Origin of the sequence: Yersinia similis (assembly GCF_001053095.1) — a bacterium.
Classification (GTDB): Bacteria; Pseudomonadota; Gammaproteobacteria; order Enterobacterales; family Enterobacteriaceae; genus Yersinia; species Yersinia similis.
In genome coordinates this window covers 16510-35241 of the sequence record NZ_CGBP01000018.1, presented here as the reverse complement: position 1 = coordinate 35241, position 18732 = coordinate 16510, and the positions used below count along the sequence as shown (strand labels likewise).

Sequence of the window (18732 nt, the reverse complement as noted above, 5' to 3'; positions counted from 1 at the left end):
TTGGGGGAAGCCTGAGTGTTGGTTTCCCCCAGCAAGACGATCACTGACTTATTGTAGCGGCTGCTGGCCTTCAATGGGTGAGCCAAAATCATCAATAATTGAGAAAAACACACTCATATTCTTCACCAGCGCGTTGTTGCCCACAGGGGCACTATCCACGCTGCTTTTTGGCCCCACCATATCATCAGCGCCCAGTTTGATAGTGATGCCCGGTGCGGTATTACTTTGGCCGATAGCCAATGTCTGGAATGTGACATTGAATGGCGTCGGATTGGTCACGCGTAACACACTGCCATCCCCTTTAGGTACCAGAGTGAAAGATAACTTAGTTGCTACGCCTTCTGAACTGATCGGTATTTCTGCCGGGCGGTAAAATAATTTAATACGTGAGCGAAAAGCGATTTGTACCGCATTTTGTGATGATTGGGATGAAGACGCTTTGGGCGGCACTTCCAACACATTAAGCCAAAACATGGATTCGCGGTCAGACGGCAACTGATTAGCGCTTCCGGTATAGTAAATACGGATAGATTTATTGGTCTTGCCGTTAAGGCGGAATAGCGGGTTATCAACCACAAACGGGACGTTTATCTGCTCAATGGGCTTATCCATTTCAGCGATATTATTATCCACCCAGAGTTGCAACAACGCTGGGTGAAGGCCGTCATTGAGGATCTGCACACTGCCGGATTTATCAGCACCGGTCACTATCACCCGTGTCAGGCCAATCGCAATACTGGCTTGAACAGTGGCACTCAGCACCAAGCTGCTTAAAATAGCCGTCATCAGTAAAGTACGCAGATTATTCACCTTGCGGGCACGCGATATGAGGATTAGCCATAACATTTTCATTTATAGATCAACGTAAATGTGAACCCACCTTTTACTGAACCGGGTGTCACGGTGTTTTCTGTTTGGTAAATTCCCGCCTGCATGGGTACCGTGTAACTTTGTGTGCTACTGGTGTTATAACCACTCATCGTGTATTCCTTATCCAATTCAATCGCCGCATCTGATTGGCTGCGCAGTAATACCCCCACCCCCTCAGCAGTCGAGCTGGTATCCAACGCAACGACACCATTAGCCGAATTCAGAATATTCGTCGTCGCACCAAATTTATAATTAATACCGTCTAGCCCACCAGGGCAATTATTAAAATTCAGATTAAAAGCCTTAAGTGCTGTCACTGAACCAATGCCAGTAAACTGCCGCAAATTGACATCAGGCAGATTCACAATCACATTAGGCGTGGTACAGGTTTGCGTCATTATCTGAATATTAATACTATTTGCCCGGACCTGAACAATCCTGTAGCGAGCACCACTATTATCCGGCACACCATCAATGGAGCGCCTATGGTAAAGATAAGCAAAATCAAAGATCCCTACGCCACCCGACCTTAGCTGTTCACTCGCCTTCACATAGTGAATTTGCATTTCCATTCCCAAGGGGAATTTAGCACCATTATTATAAGGAACCGGTCCTATTAATGGGGCACTCACCGTGCCTTCTGCAAGCCCAAAACCATCTAGTTGGGTCCAATCGCTGCTAAAACCGGCCCCTATAGCACGAAAACGTACGGCAATTCCCAAGCCAGGATTAATATCGCCAGTGCGGAAAATTTTGTAATTACTACCATCAATATTGGTCGTAAGTAATGGATTATAAGGTGAAAACACCAGAATCCCAGCCCGCACATCCCGGGACTGGTAAGCGGCTAATAGCGAGCATGACCAAACTTCAGGTGCGCTGATGGACATCCAAGAACCAATAGGATCACCTATAGCCGCATTAGGTTTAACATAAATAACGCCGTCAGGGGGATAGATGTAAATACCACCAGTATAGTCACAATTTATCCCAAGACCTTCAGCCCGCACTTTACTGCTTGCCCCCCCGCCCACGACGACCAGTATCAGTAGCGTAGCAACAGATCGGACATTAACATGAACACGCAGGTGCATGCTGATATGCAGAATCGCTGTTTTCACCCTATAGAAATAAGAATTCATTCGCATACCACCTCTAACCGCCGATAGTCACCTTTTACCAGGTTACCTTCCGGCAATTTATAGTCAAAACTGCAACTCTCACCGATGCCATCACCCCATATCACTCGCAGATTACCGGCTTGTTGATTCACTCGAACCATCGCCTGACCGCCCTGAGCAATAAAACCGACGCTGGTACCACTGTCATCTTTTACTTCCGCCCCAAACGGCAAGGGGGTGTTGTCTGCCAGATGCCCCATTAATAAAACCGAATAACCGGTTGAGGTATCGAATGTTACCAATGCAACAGCACCCGCGGTTGGCACAACTTTTTGGCTAGTACTTTTAAACTCAACATCTGCAGATAGCCCTTTCGGATCCAATTCAACATCATTCTGCCGATACGGACTTAAATAAGGCAATATCGCACGCCCACGGCGATCAAGATACATACTGGAGTAGCTGCCGACACGCGCTCCCGCAGCATCTGGAGCTTCAATAATACCAACGGTATCACCCAGTGCCGGGGCCAATATCACCCCTCCACGATAAGCTACTACCCCCCCTGATAAGCTGGCACTGGCTTGATCGTAGCTGTCACTTTTCGAATAACTGCCACCCACAGTGGCGTAAGGTGCCAGCCAACTGCCATTCGCGCCCAGGGTGTTATAACTGCCATTTTCATCGCTACGGTTATTCGCCGCAGATACACCATAGCTAAATTGATTATCTTCACCCGCAGAGCCAGAAACCCCGGTTTGTATTGCACTGCTACCACGAGTATTGGAATAGCTGGAACTCAAACGTGGTGCACCCGCATGGGTCCCCAGAGGAATAGAAAGGGAAACACTTAATTGGTTGTCCCAATCTCCGCTAGGTATATCACGCAAGCGGTTAAGCGCCACGTTATAACTCAGCGATTTATAGCTATTCGTGTAGCCGAATTGAAAATTCATATCGCGGTTACGTCCATCCCAGTAATCCTGCACATTGGCATTCGCGTAGAACGAGCCATAGCCATCAGGTAAGCCCTGAGCGATACTCACTTGCGCCTGATTGCGGCGACGATACTTAAAACTATCATCATAGCGATCACTGCCATTCGGCCAACTTGAATCAATCTGCGTATTATTGATTTCACCATGCTGTAAATAATCACGCATGCGCATGGCTTCTGCCGGTGTATAAAAACCGTTACTGGAATAGTGATAACTGGCGATGGTCAAGTTGGTATTGGTTTCCGGCAAGGATTTGGCATAGGTCACACCAATACTTTGCCCACTTTGATTATCTTTATTAGGCAGACGGGTTTGTGCTTGCGTCACATTAAATGCCACTGCACCAACCTGTGTGTTAAATGCCAGCCCGGCAGAGGCCGATAAATAGCCTTCAGCCGCAACCACCCCACCGTTACCGGTGAGTAAATTGGATAAACCATGACGCACCGTTCCCATAAATAGGACCGGTTTATCTACCATCGAATTGTCACGATACTCACCTGCCATCAATGAGTAACGCGTGGTTCCCGGTCGCAGCAACTCAGCTATCGAGGCAAAAGGAACGATAAATGTCTGTTCACTGCCATCCGCTTCGGTAATGGTGACATTGAGATTGCCACCCTGACCGGTCGGGTAGAGGTCGTCAATGACAAAAGGCCCTGGTGGTACCGTCGTTTCATAAATAGGCCTTCCCTGTTGACGCACCACGACACGGGCGTTAGTTCGAGCAACACCCCGTACCACTGGCGCATAACCCCGCTGAGAATCCGCATACATCCGGTCATCTGAGGTCAACTCAATGCCGCGATAGCTAATGCTGTCGAACACCTGACCATCCGTGTTTGAATCACCAATAGTCATCTTGCTGTATAGAGAGGGAACGGCCCGTTCAACATAAGTGGCCAGGTTCTGATAATCAAAGCCTTGGCTATCACTTCGGTTCAATGCACTACGGTAATATAGACGCCAGCTTTGCCAGTTAAGTCCCCCCAATAGCCCCAGATATTGATAGGTCTGGCTACCGATATCATGCTGATTACTGCGGTAACCGGTATAGTCATATTTCAAGGTGGCCGCTGTCACGCCATCATCCCAATATTTAGGATGCACATAACCGCGAGCCTGACGGAACAGATAAGCTTGAGGAACCTGAATATCCAAGCGTTGCTGATTGTCGTCGAAAATAGCACTTGCACCTTCCAGCAAACGACTCAACGGAGAGCATGCCACGCTACTTTCGAGCAATTTCAAGGTATCGACAGATAACTTATCCGTATCAACCCCCAACTCATCAAAGAGTTTTACGTCAAAACAGGGGGTGGCAACTTTAGATTCTGGCGACGGTAATGCAAAACGCATTTTCTGGCGACCAATCCATTGATCATTTAAATAGATATCAATATGACGCTCACCCGGGGAAACAGGATTACCCTCACTGTAGCGGGTGGCATCAACGGGAAAACGGAGGAAAGCGTCACTAAACTCAACGTATTCAGAATTTTCAGCGGCAGATGATGGAGTATATAACATGCCACCAATACCACAAATAGCAAAAGAGAATGCCGGTAAATATTTTAGGCACTCGTTTTTTTGATAACATATGAAAGCACTAAGCATTATATCGAGGCCATTAAATTAAATGCAGCATATAAAATCGCAAAAATACAAATTACCCTTAATTTGTATTTTTTATAGTTTTATTGGGTCAGTTTTTGCGTACCCTGAGTTTCGCCGCCCTGATCATTAATAACAGAATAAAAAACTTGCGCCGAGTTATTGATCGATTTTTTTGCATTAGCGGGTAAACTTAGTTCACTAAAAGGGGCAACCATTTTATTATTTATTTTAGTAAGATTAGCCAACACCGGTCCTTTCTCTGACGTACGTAATTCTAATTTTCTCAAGGTAATGTAATACGGTGATGCATTTTTTATGACGACCTGATTGCCTTTCATCGAAAAGGCGAGGTTCTTGGCCGCTTGCGTAGGTAATACTGTTAACCCTTCAGGGCGGTAAAACATTTTAATTCTGGTACGGAAAGCCAATTGCATTTTGTTCTCACCACCAGTCGCACTTTGGATTGGTTTTGGCGGGACCTCTAATAAGTTAAACCAAAATAACGTTTCACGATCAGCCGCTAATCCACCATCAGTGCGAAAAAGACGAATAGTTTGGTCCCTCTTAGGGTCTAAACGTACTACCGGGGGGGTTACACTAAAAGGCACCTTGATAGTATCTGGGCGTGCGTTCGCATCACCTTTATCTATCCAGGCCTGAAGCAGGACTGGCATATCGCCAGTATTGGAAACCTTTACCACACCCTCACGTTGTTTCTCTTCATAAATAACACGTGTACCACTGATCATCACTTCAGCACGGGCAACGGTCACCACAATTGGTAATGTTAAGAGTGTCAGTGTCGTTAAAAATGACAATGTCTTTAAAAATGACACAGCCTTTAAGAGTGACAATGTAGTGAGGAGCGTTCTGCGCATATGGGTTCCAATGATGTCGAACTTATAAAGCTGGGAGCATTAAGCTCCCATTTTATGCCGGATTGGATTTGCTATCCGCGTTAGTTAATCATGAACAAACATTAATCATAAACAATAGTATAGTCGACATTCGTTGTGACCAAACCTGCTTCGACATTCGCTTCATTTGCATAATATTGTGCATAATAGCTTAATGTTGCGTCATCACCAGAAATATCTTCTACTACACTACCTTGGTTGCTAGAACCCACCACGATAGCAGCACTATTTTTGTCTAATAGACGAACCTGTACGCCGGTTGCACCATTGATATCACTGTTATTTAAACGGCCAGTAGCCGTTTCTACGTTAGTACCCTGCTCAAAATGAGCATAGGCATTACCCATTGTCGCCCCAGTACAACCTGTTAATACGATATTGAAAGGTGTGGTACCCGCTACAGAGTTAATACCGTCCAGTGCACTTGCAGAAACCGTTGGCAATGTGACTGTGCCATCTTTAGTGCCGTTATTGACAGAGATACCACACGTCGTATCAGTAATTTTACCGTTAATAGTAATAGTACCATCGACTGCAAATGCTGATTGGGTAATAAATATGCCAGCGATAGCTGCAATTAATATATTGATTGATTTGATTTTCATGTTTATTTCCTATGTTTAATATTAAGATTTAATATTAATAGAGTTGATGAGAATAATATCATTAATTAGTGTGGTTCGATTTCGATAGGGCTATTATTACAGCATTTGAATAATTGTCAATTTAGCTACAACTGCATAAATACAAATATCTCTTCAGATATTAAGAATAACTTAAAAGACAATAAAGAAAACAGGAACAAGATTGTATGAATCGTCCTTTATTGCGTATGAAATATCCTACAACTTATTTTCATTTAAAAAACCAACCACATAAAGAACTATTCGAGTAAAAAAACAATTAGTGAATAAAAAACAGGAAAAACAGTCATATAGGATTTTTCTTATGCCAGCATTAGGATAAAAAAACAAAAAATGTCGTTTTTCAGTGAGGTAAGTCACAGATTTTTTAATGACGCCCACGCTAGAAACATTTTTACACATTATTTACTTTACTAAGGTGAAAAAAAATTATTATTTAGGAAAATTACTATGATTCATGCTATCCACCTACCAAATCTAGGCATTTTGCATTATAAGCCCATCAAAAAAAACACCCTGTCAGCTTATCGCTCACAGGGTGGGAAGACCATATTATCGCTTCGCGAATCGAAGCCGCTTATTTCGCCCGATTTATTCCTATTACTTCAGATACTGATATTACTTCAGATACTGACCAGAACGTAATGCCTCGATACGTTTATCCAAAGGCGGGTGTGACATAAACAATTCACTAAACGTTTTAGATTTACCATTAATACAGAAAGCCATCATGCTACCCGCTTCCTGCGGTTCATAGCTGGTTTTCAGCCGTTGTAATGCAGCAATCATTTTTTCACACCCAACCAATTTTGCAGAACCGGCATCTGCATGGAACTCACGATGACGTGAGAACCACATGGTAATAATGCTGGCAAGAATACCGAACACCAACTCTAGTATCATTGATACCGCAAAATAGACCATTGGATTACCGGCGCTGTTACTTTCACCGTCGCGGTCACCAGACAAGAAACCAGCGGCAATTTGTGCAATCAGTCGTGAAACAAAGATCACGAACGTATTCACGATCCCTTGAATCAAGGTCATGGTGACCATATCACCATTAGCCACATGACTGATTTCATGGGCAATCACCGCTTCAGCCTCATCACGGCTCATGTTTTGCAATAAACCGGTACTAACCGCCACTAGCGAGGCATCTCGACGTGCACCAGTCGCAAAGGCATTAATATCCGGTGCCTGATAAATAGCCACTTGTGGCATAGCTATCCCCGCCTGCAGAGACTGGAGACGTACGGTTTCCAACAACCAGCGTTCTGTTTCATTACGTGGCCGTTCAATAACCTCCCCGCCCACTGAACGTAGAGCCATCCATTTGGACATCAGTAACGAAACAAATGCGCCACCGAAACCAAACAAACCCGCCATAATCATCAGCCCCTGCACACTGCTTGACTGAATTCCCGTCAGACTTAACACCAACCCGAACACCAGCATCACCGCCAGGTTAGTGAGAAGGAACAGAGCGATACGCATCATAAGAATTTTTCCTTATTGTGTTGAGTCAAATTAATTGTGTTGAGTCAAATTAATCGTGTTGAGCCAAATTGATTACGTTGAAACAAGTTGATTATGTTGAAACAAGCTGTGTTAAACCAAATTTATATTGAGTCAGATTTGCGTTAAGCAAAAAAAGATTCTTGAATAAATTACTGTGAGATACGTTAATCGTATGGGCATCTGATAAATTTTCAAGGCTTGTTAAGTTCTAACAAAAAGAATCAACACAACTTTACAAAACTGGATGTTTTTTATTACATATTTTATTATTTCTTCGCCATATGATATTTCCCTGACAAGGCAACGCGCATAACCAATGTTTTCTCATTATTATTTTGTAGATCTACACCCAAGTTACTTCGCGATGCAGGTAGACAATCCTCAGGAGTTTAGATAACTAAGTGACTGGAGTGAGTTAGGGCAGCTAACCCCTGTATCTTGAAGGACGACGGGTATATTAAGAATGAGCAGGCCATAATTGGCCTAATGCCCCAAGCAATACGCCGTGACATCTGATTGTAACAAGGGTTAAGCAGCCTATTCCTCCGTCATGCACCTGAAAAAAGCAAAAAAAAACCGGGCCCAATAAGACCCGGATTCCTCACATCATTCGCAGATTTATTTTACTGTTGCCGCAGCGGTAGCAGCTGCGGCAGGGCGAGACGCAATCTGTGGTTGAGCTTTTTCTTGGTGCGCTAAATCCAAAGCAATATTCACCGTTTCATCCAGATAAGGATCCGGCTCCTGATAATCTTTTGGTAAATCATCCAACGATTTCAGAGGCTTTTTGCCTTCACGGATGAACCGTTCATTTAAACGAGTCAAGCGCGTCATATCATCATCACGGTTCTCTTTTTCACGCTGTGCGTAGTTAAGAGAGACAATGTTACGTTTATCTTTTAATGCTTTATAACGCTCAATATCTTTCTGAATATACTGGAATTCAGGATTAGCGGCGATACGCTCAGCATGATTCTTCAGTAACTCAGGCTCCCATGGTTTCAAATCACCGGTCTTGGTATAACTGGCAGCATTGATACTGTCCCATGGCAAAGCATTATCTTCGAAGTTTTCACCCGTTTCCGCCGGATCAACCCCTGTAGGCATCACGATATCTGGAGTCACACCTTTGCGCTGCGTACTACCGCCATCCACCCGATAAAATTTCTGAATGGTATATTGCAGTGAACCTAACGCTGGCCACTCAGGGCGTAACATTTGATCGTATATACGATTAAGCGAGCGATATTGCTGAACAGTACCTTTACCGAAGGTTGGCTCACCGACAACTAATGCACGGCCATAATCCTGCATGGCAGCGGCAAAAATCTCAGACGCCGACGCACTGTAGCGATCAACCAACACCACTAGCGGACCTTTGTAATACACCACACCGTCAGTATCGCTGTCTTCACGCACTTTGCCATTGTTATCCCGCACCTGAACCACCGGCCCACTCGGAATGAACAAACCAGAAAGCGAAACAGCTTCGGTTAATGCCCCACCACCATTACTGCGTAGATCAATGATGATGCTGCTGACATTCTGTTTCTCAAGCTTCTGTAATTGCACCTTAACGTCTTCGGTCAGGCCAACATAGAAACCTGGAATATCCAACACACCTACGCGCTCTTTACCGATGGTTTTCACCGACATTTTCACCGCGCGATCTTCCAGACGAATGCGTTCGCGAGTCAAGGTTACAGTACGAGGTTTAGTCCCTTTACCCGCAGGTAAAATCTCTAACCGTACTTTACTGCCCTTCGGCCCTTTGATCAGAGCAACCACATCGTCAAGACGCCAGCCGATAACATCAACCATTGGCTTACCCGCCTGCCCCACACCGATAACCCGATCACCTACTGCAATCGTTTTACTCTTCGCCGCCGGACCGCCAGGGACCATAGAATTGATTAGTGTATAATCATCATCCATTTGCAATACCGCGCCAATACCTTCCAGAGACAAACTCATCTCGGTATTGAACTGTTCAGTATTACGTGGAGAAAGGTAGCTGGTATGCGGGTCAATCTCGCGAGCAAAGGCATTCATGATCAGTTGGAAAACATCTTCGCTGTTACTTTGCGTCAAACGTTTAATGGCTGATTGATAACGTTTTGTCAGCGTCTCTTTAATTTCTTTATCCGTTTTACCGGCTAACTTCAAATTAAGCTGGTCGTATTTTACTTTTGCATCCCAAAGCGCATTCAGCTCAGCTTCACTGTTTGGCCACGGCGCTTTTGCCCGATCAATATCAATCGTATCGTTACCAGTAAAGACCATTGGCCGGTCCAGTACTGACAAAGCATATTGATAGCGTTCAAAACGGCGTTTCTGCGCCAAATTGAATAAGGCAAAAGGTGTGTCTAATTGACCTGATTTTAACTCTTTGTCCAGCGAATACTTTTTATCCGCGAACTGTGCCACATCTGATGCCAACAATACATTATGGCTGTAATCCAGCATATTGAGGTAGCGATCAAATATTTTGGCGGAAAACTGCTCGTCCAATGCAAATTGGCGATAGTGAGAGCGAGTGAAGCGCGATGTTACGCGCTCACTCACGGTTGCATGCTCAGGTTCCTGATGCAGTTGAGGGAGTTGATCAATTCGATACGTTGTATCGGTTGCGTAACTCGCCCCAGCCAGTAACAAGCCTGCGATTGCTGCTAGTCTGACAAATTTGTTCATGCCTAGGTTGGCCTCCGTATCAGAACTGCAAGTGTTCTGCGCGCACAATCATCGCCAGACCGGAAGATAGCTGCACCCGTACGCCATCTTTAGCGATTTCCAATACGGTTGCATCCATTGCACTCTTGCCTGCTCTGACTTTGATTTCTTGACCAATTTGCAGTTTAGAGATATCTGTGACCGGCACAGGGCGTGGCTGGTTTTCCTCAACCTGTGGACGAGGTGGCCGAACCTGTTGCGGGCGAGGTGACTGACGAGGCTTGCGGTTTTCCGGAGCCGCACCCGCTTCACGACGCGGCGCAGGTTTTTTACCTGCCGGACGTGGGCGACGTGGCTCTGGCGTTTCACCCGCAGCAATGGCAGCTTCGCGCTTTTTAGCCTGTTGTTCAGCGCGTTGTGCCTGAACACGGGCTTTCGCTTCTTCCAGCTGTTTGCGGGCATGTTCTACATGTTGCTCTTCCAGCACACCACAAGGGTTGCCATCCAAATCAACACGCTCAGCACCGACTTTGACCCCATAAAGATAACGCCAGCTTGAGGTGTAGAGACGCAGCGCAGAACGCAATTGCGTTTTGCTTAAATTCTCTTCCCCCTGAACACGTTCTACTAGATCTTGAAAAATACCGATCTTAAGTGGGCGTGCTTCGCCTTCGGCGGTGAAACAAAGCGGGAACCGCTCGGCCAAAAAGGCTATGACTTCTTTGCTACTGTTCAACTTAGGTTGATTTTCCATGAAATTTCCTGATTACAACGGGTTTGCCAACCAGCGCAGGCATGAACAGGCGTCATTATAATGACGCCATCAGCAATTGCCACGTTATCCGTATATCAACTTGCAGTCTCTGTGACATATTTGGCACTGTCACAACACTCAAGATGCTCGCAAAGCCCCGCCACAACTGAGATTAAACCCAATTCGTCGTCTTCATCAAAGCGATCATAAACAATGCTATCAATATCCAAAACGCCGATAACTTTCCCCTTTACAGTGATTGGCAACACAATTTCAGCGTTACTTGCTGCATCACAGGCAATATGACCGGGGAAAACATGCACATTACCTACCCGCTGAACGCGGTTCTCTGCTACCGCGGTTCCACACACCCCTTTTCCTACCGGAATACGCACACATGCAATCTTTCCCTGAAAAGGCCCGAGTACAAGTTGTTTGCCATCTATCAAGTAGAAACCAGCCCAATTCAAGCCATCAAGGCGTTCATAAAGCAAGGCACTGGCATTGGCCAGTGTGGCAATAAAATTCGTTTCACCTGCAACTAAGGCACATAAGTCACGTTTTAATTCCGCGTAGAATTCTGCTTTTTTCATGTGATGACCGTTAGAATCCAAAGAATAGCCAAGGGCAATGAATGCTTGGCTTATATAAAATAATCATTAAATACCCTTGGCGACAAGGGTATTCCTCTGTAATGTTGCAAAAGAGTTACCTATGTTATGAATTCATCCGTTTTATCACCTGTTTCGCCCGATTACATCATTATAAACCGCGCTATTTTTTACAAAACGATACAATATACTGATGGCATCCTATGTAGAGCGATCCTCTATCTAATGAAAATACATGCAATTCAACGCCCATTATCCACCGCGCGAGTTCAACGATGCTGCGAGTGCGATGCCCTATTCACCTTGCCACCACTGGGGAGCAACCAAACAGCCTATTGCCCACGCTGCAACGCCAAAATAACCAGTGGGCGTGACTGGTCGCTGACCCGGTTGACCGCCATGGCTTTCGCCATGTTGCTGTTAATACCGTTCGCCTTCACTGAACCCCTGATCAGTATTCGCTTACTCGGCACACGTATTGATGCCAGTCTGTTAGCGGGGATTTGGCAAATGAGCCGCCAAGGCGACCCCATAACGGCCAGTATGGTGGCATTTTGTGTACTCGCTGCGCCTGTAACCTTAACCCTCTCTATTCTGTATCTGCGTATTGGTAGCCGGATTGGTATAAATCTGCGCCCAATACTGCTTATATTGGAACGGCTGAAAGAGTGGGTCATGCTAGATATCTATTTAATCGGCATGGCAGTCGCCTGTATTAAAGTCAAAGAGTACGCTGACATCATGCCGGGTACAGGTCTGATAGCCTATCTGACCCTGACATTACTCAGTATTCTGACCTTAGTTCATCTGAATCTGGAACAGCTTTGGGAACGGTTTTATCCGCAAGAGCAGACGCCTGGCCCGCAGGAAACACTGCGCGTTTGTTTATCGTGCCACTACGCTGGGCACCCCGATAGCCATGGCCGTTGTTCGCGTTGCCATACTCCTCTTCGCCATCGCCGGCGTCATAGTATACAGAAAACCTGGGCCGCATTAATTGCCGCTATCGTTTTGTTATTGCCCGCAAACCTACTTCCAATATCAATCGTTTATGCCAATGGAGTACAGATGGAAGATACCATTTTCTCCGGTGTGGTTTCTTTGGCGTCATCAGGTAATCTTCCCATTGCTGCCGTGGTATTTATCGCCAGTGTGTTGGTGCCGTTTACTAAAGTGATTGTGTTAATCACGTTGTTGCTCAGTATTCACCTAAAGACACAACACAGCCTGAAAACCCGTATGCGTTTGCTGCGGTTGATCACCTGGATTGGTCGCTGGTCAATGCTGGATCTCTTTGTTATCGCATTAATGATGTCGTTGATTAATCGCGATCAGCTCTTTTCCTTCACTATGGGGCCAGCAGCCTTCTATTTTGGGTCTGCGGTTATTTTGACTATTCTTGCTGTTGAGTGGCTAGATAGCCGATTGATTTGGGATGCATATGCAACAGGAAATACCGAGTACACCGACTGAAGCTCATGTAAAACATAAACGCCGGATCTCACCCTTCTGGCTACTGCCTTTTATTGCGCTACTGATCACGGGCTGGCTGATTTATAACAATTGGCAAGAACGTGGGACGGAAATCACTATTGATTTTCAGTCAGCTGCTGGAATTGTTGCTGGCCGCACGCCTATCCGCTATCAAGGCGTGGATGTAGGTTTGGTTCAATCCATCAGCTTGGATGATAACCTGCGTAACATTAAAGTGACCGCCAGTATCAAGAATGATATGGAGGACTCGCTACGTGAAGGCACCCAGTTCTGGCTAGTGACCCCCAAAGCCTCTCTGGCCGGTGTTTCTGGATTGGATGCGCTGGTGGGCGGTAATTATATCGGCATGATGCCTGGTGAGGGTAAGCCGCAAAACCATTTCACTGCATTGGATACTCAGCCTAAGTTCCGCCTGAATACAGGCGAATTAATGATTCATCTCTCTGCCCCTGACCTCGGTTCACTCAATAACGGCTCGTTGGTTTACTATCGCAAAATTCCGGTTGGTAAAGTGTATGACTACACGATCGCCCCTGATAATGACGGAGTTATTATTGATGTTCTGATTGATAGGCGATTTGCCAATTTGGTGAAAAAAGACTCTCGATTCTGGAATGTTTCTGGTTTTAAAGGTGATTTCAGCCTAAGCGGTGCCTCAGTGCAAATGGAGAGTCTGGCGGCGCTGATCAATGGCGCAATTGCTTTTGATTCCCCACAAAATAGCCAAGATGCCGCGCCAGATCAGCCTTTCCAACTTTATTCTGATTTAGCTCACAGTCAGCGCGGGGTTGCCATCACCCTAGATTTACCAGGGGGCAGTCACTTGAGCGAGGGCCGTACCCCTCTGATTTATCAGGGGTTGCAAGTCGGCACCTTGACTAAAATGACTCTCCAACCAGACCAAAAAGTGACGGGAGAGCTAACCATTGATCCCTCCGTAGTGAGTTTGATGCGTAGTGGCACGCGCATTGAAATGAATAGCCCGCGGATCAGCCTCAGTAATACCAATTTAAGTGAGCTGCTAACGGGTAATACATTAGAGCTGATCCCAGGCGATGGTGAGCCACAACAACATTTTACCGTACTGCCCAGCAGTAAAAGTCTGTTACAACAACCCAATGTCCTTGAATTGCAACTAACCGCGCCACAAAGCTATGGCATTGATGTCGGCCAGCCTATTTCACTACGTGGTATCAAGATTGGTCAGGTGTTAACCCGCGAGCTGTCAGCCGATGGCGTCACCTTCACGGCAGCTATAGAAGCGAAATATCGCCATCTGGTACATAAGGACAGCAAATTTGTGGCGAACAGCCGCCTTGATGTTAACGTGGGGATTGATGGAATTAACGTGCAAGGAGCCAGCGCACAAGAATGGATTGATGGCGGTATTCTGCTTCTATCTGGTAGCAAAGGCGAGGCACTGAACCAATACCCCCTTTACAGTAGCGTGGCAAAAGCAGTTGATGGGATTTTAGGCAGTTCACCGGCAACTACCCTAACACTAACTGCCAGCAGTTTACCCGATATACAGGCCGGTTCTGTGGTGTTGTATCGTAAGTTTCAGGTGGGTGAAATTACTCACGTACGCCCTAAAGCCAACGCCTTCGAAGTGGATGTTTACATTCAACCAGAGTATCGCAACCTACTAACCGAAAAGAGTATTTTTTGGTCAGAAGGGGGGGCGAAAGTACAACTGAGTGGGAGTGGCCTTACTGTACAAGCATCACCGCTTAACCGTGCCTTAAAAGGGGCCATCAGCTTCGACAATTTAGAAGGTGTTACTCTGGATAAAGGGGCCAAACGGACGTTGTATAGTAATGAAACGGCCGCTCGGGCCGTGGGTAGCCAGATTATATTACGTACATTTGATGCCAGTAAACTGTCGGCGGGTATGCCAATCCGCTATTTGGGGATCGATATTGGCCAAGTTGAGTCACTGAAGCTGGCACCAGAACGTAATGAGGTCTTAGCCAAAGCCGTGCTTTACCCAGAATATGTGCAAAACTTTACCCGCGTTGGTACCCGTTTCTCCATCGTCTCACCGGAGATCTCGGCTGCAGGGGTCAATAATCTGGAGACCTTGTTCCAGCCCTACATTAATGTTGAACCCGGTAAAGGGGGGCCTTTGCGCAATTTTGAGTTACAGACCGCCACTATTACTGACTCCCGTTATCTTGATGGCCTGAGCATCATCCTGGATACCGCTGAAGCTGGCTCGTTGCAAGTAGGGACGCCAGTCCTGTTCCGTGGGCTTGAAGTCGGCACTGTAACCGGCTTTAATCTGGGTGCAATGTCCGATCGAGTGCAGGTATCACTGCGGATAAGCCAAAAGTTTCAGCACCTGGTGAGACAAAACACGGTCTTTTGGCTAGCATCAGGTTATAACCTCGAGTTCGGTCTGATAGGTGGTGTGGTGAAAAGCGGGACCTTCCAACAGTTTATCCGTGGGGGCATCGCTTTCGCTACTCCACCAACCATACCACTGGCACCGAGAGCCAGTATCAATCAGCACTTTTTGCTCGCGCCCGAGGAACCTAAAGATTGGCGAAAATGGGGAACCGCCATTCCACGTTCTTAAATAATTCATCAGGGTGGCTCGCCATAAGCTGCCCTGATGATTTCCCGCTCTCATGCCTTCCACCGCAAGTTTCACTCTCATAAACCATTTTTCTAAATTCCTATAGCATTCACCGCTGTTTTCTTTTTTATCTCTAAATCCGTCTCTTTATTTTTTCCTCATATATACTTCTCATCACCTATTTATTAAATAGCAAATCTAATCAATTCATGCATCCATTAATAATAAAGTCATCATAGAGTTACTCAGCTGAATGGATTCAAATTAAATATTTAAAAAAAAATAAAAACAATGTTGAACCTAAAATAAATCAATATTAGGATAATGATATTAATTATTTATTTAAATTTATTATCATTAATTAATCATGCATACTTCTAATGTTTAGCAATGAAAATATTTGTTGCTTTACGTTATTGGCTCAACAACTCCGCTCTGGTTACTTGGCGATTAACTATATATGAATAAAGGGTAGGGTAATGAGGAAAAACTTATTTAGTTTAAGTGTAATAGCCATATTACAGACAGTGCTACCAATAGCCAATGCAGGTACTACCACAGGTACACTGGCGTCAACACTGACCATCCTCTCCGGCTGTTATATCAACGATGGGACTGGGTCTGGAAGCCTGAGTAATCTGGGAACAATAAACTTTGGTAGTGTAGTGGTGCTATCCTCAGTAATTAACGTCGCATTCAGTGGCACACAGAGCGGGTCTCTCAATTTGTATTGCAGTACTAATACTGCGTATACCATCGCTATTGATAATGGGCTGTACAGTAGTACTTCAGGACAGCGTCGACTCCGAGGAGGGGCCTCGGCACCAACCCCCTTTGAGTATGTTAATTATAATCTGTTCAAAGACAGTAATTACAGTCAGCCATGGAGCGCGACCCCGACGACGGGTGTCCAAAGTGGTACCGGCACCGGGATTGCCACTCCTATTCCTTTAACTATCTATGCCCAAGTCCCGATACAAACAACGCCCAGTGTCAGTACTTATATTGATACTGTTATCGTTACTGTTACTTGGTAATAACAGTGAAAAATCACAATCTTGTTGTATTCAGTTTAAAGCTAGTATGCGGCTTATTGCTATTCCAAGCTTATCCCGCACAGACAGTATCAAAAACAGCCAATATAACGGTAACGGCCACGCTACTGCCCACCTGCCTTGCGAGTTTTCTTGTCAGTGGCAGCACAAGTTTCGGCACCTTGGATTTTGGATCAACTGTCGCGTTAACCCAACCAATCTCGGTGGTGGGTCAAACAAATAGTGGCGCTATCACCGTGCAATGCAGCAACGGCAGCAGTTTTAACGTATTACTGAGCGGTGGACAGAGTGGTAATACCAATAACCGTTATCTGTCCGGGGGACCAGCAACCCAGCAGGTCAGCTACAACCTGTATACCGACGCGACCTATAGTGTCATCTGGGATGATGTGGTGGGTGTATCGCAGGTTGCTACCGGACAAGTCGTCACCATACCGGTTTATGGCAAGGTTCCTGTACAATCGACGCCTGCGGTAGGTACCTATACTGATACCGTTCAGGTCACGGTGAATTGGTAAGCATAGAGGGAGGGCTAACAATGATAAGTCTTTTTCCTCCGTATAACCTCAGTGCCGCTTTGCTTATCTCAACGCTGTTTATCATACCTGTTAACGCGGCACCATCACCCGTATCTAGCCCTTTCACCGTCAACGCTACCGTGCTAACTGGATGTGTTCTGGGAGGAGGTGCAACTGACAGCTCCAATTTTGGTTCCATAAATTTTGGCAATATTACTTCTCTGGCAACCGCCACTAATGCAACTTCTGAGCTGAATGCAGGAACCATTACCATTCAATGTAATGGTAATCCTAGCGTAACACTTGCGCTCAATTCAGGGGCCAACATGACGGGTAATATCTCCGCGGGTAGGCGCCTACTTAACAGCAGTACCGGTGAATACTTGCTGTATCAAATTTATCAAAATAACCCCCGAACCCTTATCTGGGGGGATGGTTCAAATGGGGGAACAACACAAGTCATTTCTACCGATGGTACGCTACAGCAAGTTATTTTATATGCACAACTGTTTGCCAGTAATACACAACCTACTGCGGGAGTTTATACAGATACGTTATTGGTTACTGTCAGTTACTGATCAATAACAATATAGCGGAGAAAAATTTACGATGATGATATATCACCTATTATCCAGATTGACATTGCTCTTTATTCTGCTACCCTGCGTCCCACTATATGCTGCTGTTTCCGTATTAGTTTGGCCCATTGATCCAGTCATTAACGATAATGAAAATGCCACGGTATTGTGGCTGGAAAATAAAGATAGCCAACCGACGTATATGCAAATACGAGTACTGAGTTGGCGACAGGTTAATGGTCTTGACGATTACAATTCTCAATCAGCCATTATTGCCAGCCCCCCGGTTGCCAATATTCAGCCAGGCAAGCGACAACTGATTCGCTTAGTTAAAAATACACAAGTTCCTGCGGGGAAAGAGTTGGCCTACCGAATATTAATCGATGAGATCCCCCGGCAGGAGCCCAATAAAAAAAACAACCCATCATTGGGACTGAGATTTCAAATGCGCTATTCCGTGCCCCTATTTGTTTATGGGAGTGGTATGCGGATAGCACCCGAGGCGACACAACCAACTGATATTGTACAGCCTGTGCTCAGCTATATATTGAATCGGCAACAGGGGAAGCAATGGCTGACGATCCGCAATAAAAGTGAAATACATGCACGTATTTCTCAGGTCACACTCAACGGCCAGACGGTTAATAACGGTTTATTGGGCTATGTATTAGCGGGTTCACAGATGAGTTTTCCCATTGACTTAACTGCCAGAAAAGGTGAGTTGGTGGCCATCATCAATAACAATACTAAACCAGTAACTATTCCATATCAGTAACTATCCCATAC

General features: G+C 45.5%; 15 protein-coding genes. 6 read left to right on the top strand and 9 right to left on the bottom strand.

The features are described 5' to 3' along the window. Positions 1–48: 48 nt before the first annotated feature. The 9 genes from AC971_RS13750 to AC971_RS13710 form a co-directional block, all read right to left on the bottom strand. Positions 49–852, bottom strand: a complete 804-nt coding sequence (locus AC971_RS13750) for a fimbrial biogenesis chaperone (RefSeq protein WP_025384089.1) — start codon at positions 850–852, stop codon at positions 49–51. Continuing rightward, on the bottom strand, positions 849–2012 hold the full coding sequence (locus tag AC971_RS13745) for a fimbrial protein (protein WP_025384090.1): 1164 nt from the start codon (positions 2010–2012) through the stop codon (positions 849–851). Before AC971_RS13745 ends, AC971_RS13750 begins: the two co-directional genes overlap by 4 nt. Then, positions 2009–4606: a fimbria/pilus outer membrane usher protein gene (locus tag AC971_RS13740; protein ID WP_025384091.1), complete on the bottom strand. Its 2598-nt coding sequence runs from the start codon at positions 4604–4606 to the stop codon at positions 2009–2011. Before AC971_RS13740 ends, AC971_RS13745 begins: the two co-directional genes overlap by 4 nt. 80 nt (positions 4607–4686) lie before the next feature. Next, positions 4687–5484 carry a fimbrial biogenesis chaperone gene (locus AC971_RS13735; RefSeq protein ID WP_025384092.1) on the bottom strand — a complete coding sequence of 266 codons (798 nt, stop codon included), beginning with the start codon at positions 5482–5484 and terminating at the stop codon, positions 4687–4689. A 101-nt stretch (positions 5485–5585) separates the two neighbouring features. Then, complete coding sequence (locus AC971_RS13730; RefSeq protein WP_025384093.1) at positions 5586–6128, bottom strand: fimbrial protein; 543 nt, start codon at positions 6126–6128, stop codon at positions 5586–5588. A 657-nt stretch (positions 6129–6785) separates the two neighbouring features. Continuing rightward, positions 6786–7667, bottom strand: a complete 882-nt coding sequence (htpX, locus tag AC971_RS13725; RefSeq protein ID WP_025384094.1) for a protease HtpX — start codon at positions 7665–7667, stop codon at positions 6786–6788. 639 nt (positions 7668–8306) lie between these two features. Next, entirely contained in the window at positions 8307–10379 is a 2073-nt protein-coding gene (gene prc / locus AC971_RS13720; RefSeq protein WP_025384095.1) for a carboxy terminal-processing peptidase, read from the bottom strand. 19 nt (positions 10380–10398) lie between these two features. Beyond that, positions 10399–11112, bottom strand: a complete 714-nt coding sequence (gene proQ, locus AC971_RS13715) for an RNA chaperone ProQ (protein WP_002210849.1) — start codon at positions 11110–11112, stop codon at positions 10399–10401. Positions 11113–11207: 95 nt separating this feature from the next. Then, positions 11208–11705: a GAF domain-containing protein gene (locus AC971_RS13710; RefSeq protein WP_025384096.1), complete on the bottom strand. Its 498-nt coding sequence runs from the start codon at positions 11703–11705 to the stop codon at positions 11208–11210. Between the two features lie 243 nt (positions 11706–11948). On the opposite strand from AC971_RS13710, the gene yebS reads away from it, so the two are divergent. The 6 genes from yebS to AC971_RS13680 all read left to right on the top strand — a co-directional run bounded on the left by yebS (position 11949) and on the right by AC971_RS13680 (position 18721). Then, positions 11949–13196: a membrane integrity lipid transport subunit YebS gene (gene yebS, locus AC971_RS13705; RefSeq protein ID WP_038402273.1), complete on the top strand. Its 1248-nt coding sequence runs from the start codon at positions 11949–11951 to the stop codon at positions 13194–13196. After that, complete coding sequence (locus AC971_RS13700; protein WP_025384098.1) at positions 13165–15795, top strand: PqiB family protein; 2631 nt, start codon at positions 13165–13167, stop codon at positions 15793–15795. Before yebS ends, AC971_RS13700 begins: the two co-directional genes overlap by 32 nt. Before the next feature lie 479 nt (positions 15796–16274). Then, on the top strand, positions 16275–16832 hold the full coding sequence (locus AC971_RS13695) for a Csu type fimbrial protein (RefSeq protein ID WP_025384099.1): 558 nt from the start codon (positions 16275–16277) through the stop codon (positions 16830–16832). A gap of 5 nt (positions 16833–16837) precedes the next feature. Continuing rightward, a complete protein-coding gene (locus AC971_RS13690; RefSeq protein ID WP_025384100.1) occupies positions 16838–17368 on the top strand; it encodes a Csu type fimbrial protein in 531 nt (176 codons plus the stop codon). A 20-nt stretch (positions 17369–17388) separates the two neighbouring features. Beyond that, on the top strand, positions 17389–17946 hold the full coding sequence (locus AC971_RS13685) for a Csu type fimbrial protein (RefSeq protein ID WP_025384101.1): 558 nt from the start codon (positions 17389–17391) through the stop codon (positions 17944–17946). 31 nt (positions 17947–17977) lie between these two features. Further along, positions 17978–18721 carry a fimbrial biogenesis chaperone gene (locus tag AC971_RS13680; RefSeq protein ID WP_025384102.1) on the top strand — a complete coding sequence of 248 codons (744 nt, stop codon included), beginning with the start codon at positions 17978–17980 and terminating at the stop codon, positions 18719–18721. The last annotated feature ends 11 nt before the right edge of the window (positions 18722–18732 follow it).

Coding starts and splice junctions, on each gene's coding strand:
- yebS (WP_038402273.1), top strand. CDS start 11,949: ATGAAAATACATGCAATTCAACGCCCATTATCCACCGCGCGAGTTCAA.
- htpX (WP_025384094.1), bottom strand. CDS start 7,667: ATGATGCGTATCGCTCTGTTCCTTCTCACTAACCTGGCGGTGATGCTG.
- AC971_RS13745 (WP_025384090.1), bottom strand. CDS start 2,012: ATGAATTCTTATTTCTATAGGGTGAAAACAGCGATTCTGCATATCAGC.
- AC971_RS13700 (WP_025384098.1), top strand. CDS start 13,165: ATGCAACAGGAAATACCGAGTACACCGACTGAAGCTCATGTAAAACAT.
- AC971_RS13730 (WP_025384093.1), bottom strand. CDS start 6,128: ATGAAAATCAAATCAATCAATATATTAATTGCAGCTATCGCTGGCATA.
- AC971_RS13680 (WP_025384102.1), top strand. CDS start 17,978: ATGATGATATATCACCTATTATCCAGATTGACATTGCTCTTTATTCTG.
- prc (WP_025384095.1), bottom strand. CDS start 10,379: ATGAACAAATTTGTCAGACTAGCAGCAATCGCAGGCTTGTTACTGGCT.
- AC971_RS13685 (WP_025384101.1), top strand. CDS start 17,389: ATGATAAGTCTTTTTCCTCCGTATAACCTCAGTGCCGCTTTGCTTATC.
- AC971_RS13710 (WP_025384096.1), bottom strand. CDS start 11,705: ATGAAAAAAGCAGAATTCTACGCGGAATTAAAACGTGACTTATGTGCC.
- AC971_RS13740 (WP_025384091.1), bottom strand. CDS start 4,606: ATGCTTAGTGCTTTCATATGTTATCAAAAAAACGAGTGCCTAAAATAT.
- AC971_RS13695 (WP_025384099.1), top strand. CDS start 16,275: ATGAGGAAAAACTTATTTAGTTTAAGTGTAATAGCCATATTACAGACA.
- proQ (WP_002210849.1), bottom strand. CDS start 11,112: ATGGAAAATCAACCTAAGTTGAACAGTAGCAAAGAAGTCATAGCCTTT.
- AC971_RS13750 (WP_025384089.1), bottom strand. CDS start 852: ATGAAAATGTTATGGCTAATCCTCATATCGCGTGCCCGCAAGGTGAAT.
- AC971_RS13735 (WP_025384092.1), bottom strand. CDS start 5,484: ATGCGCAGAACGCTCCTCACTACATTGTCACTCTTAAAGGCTGTGTCA.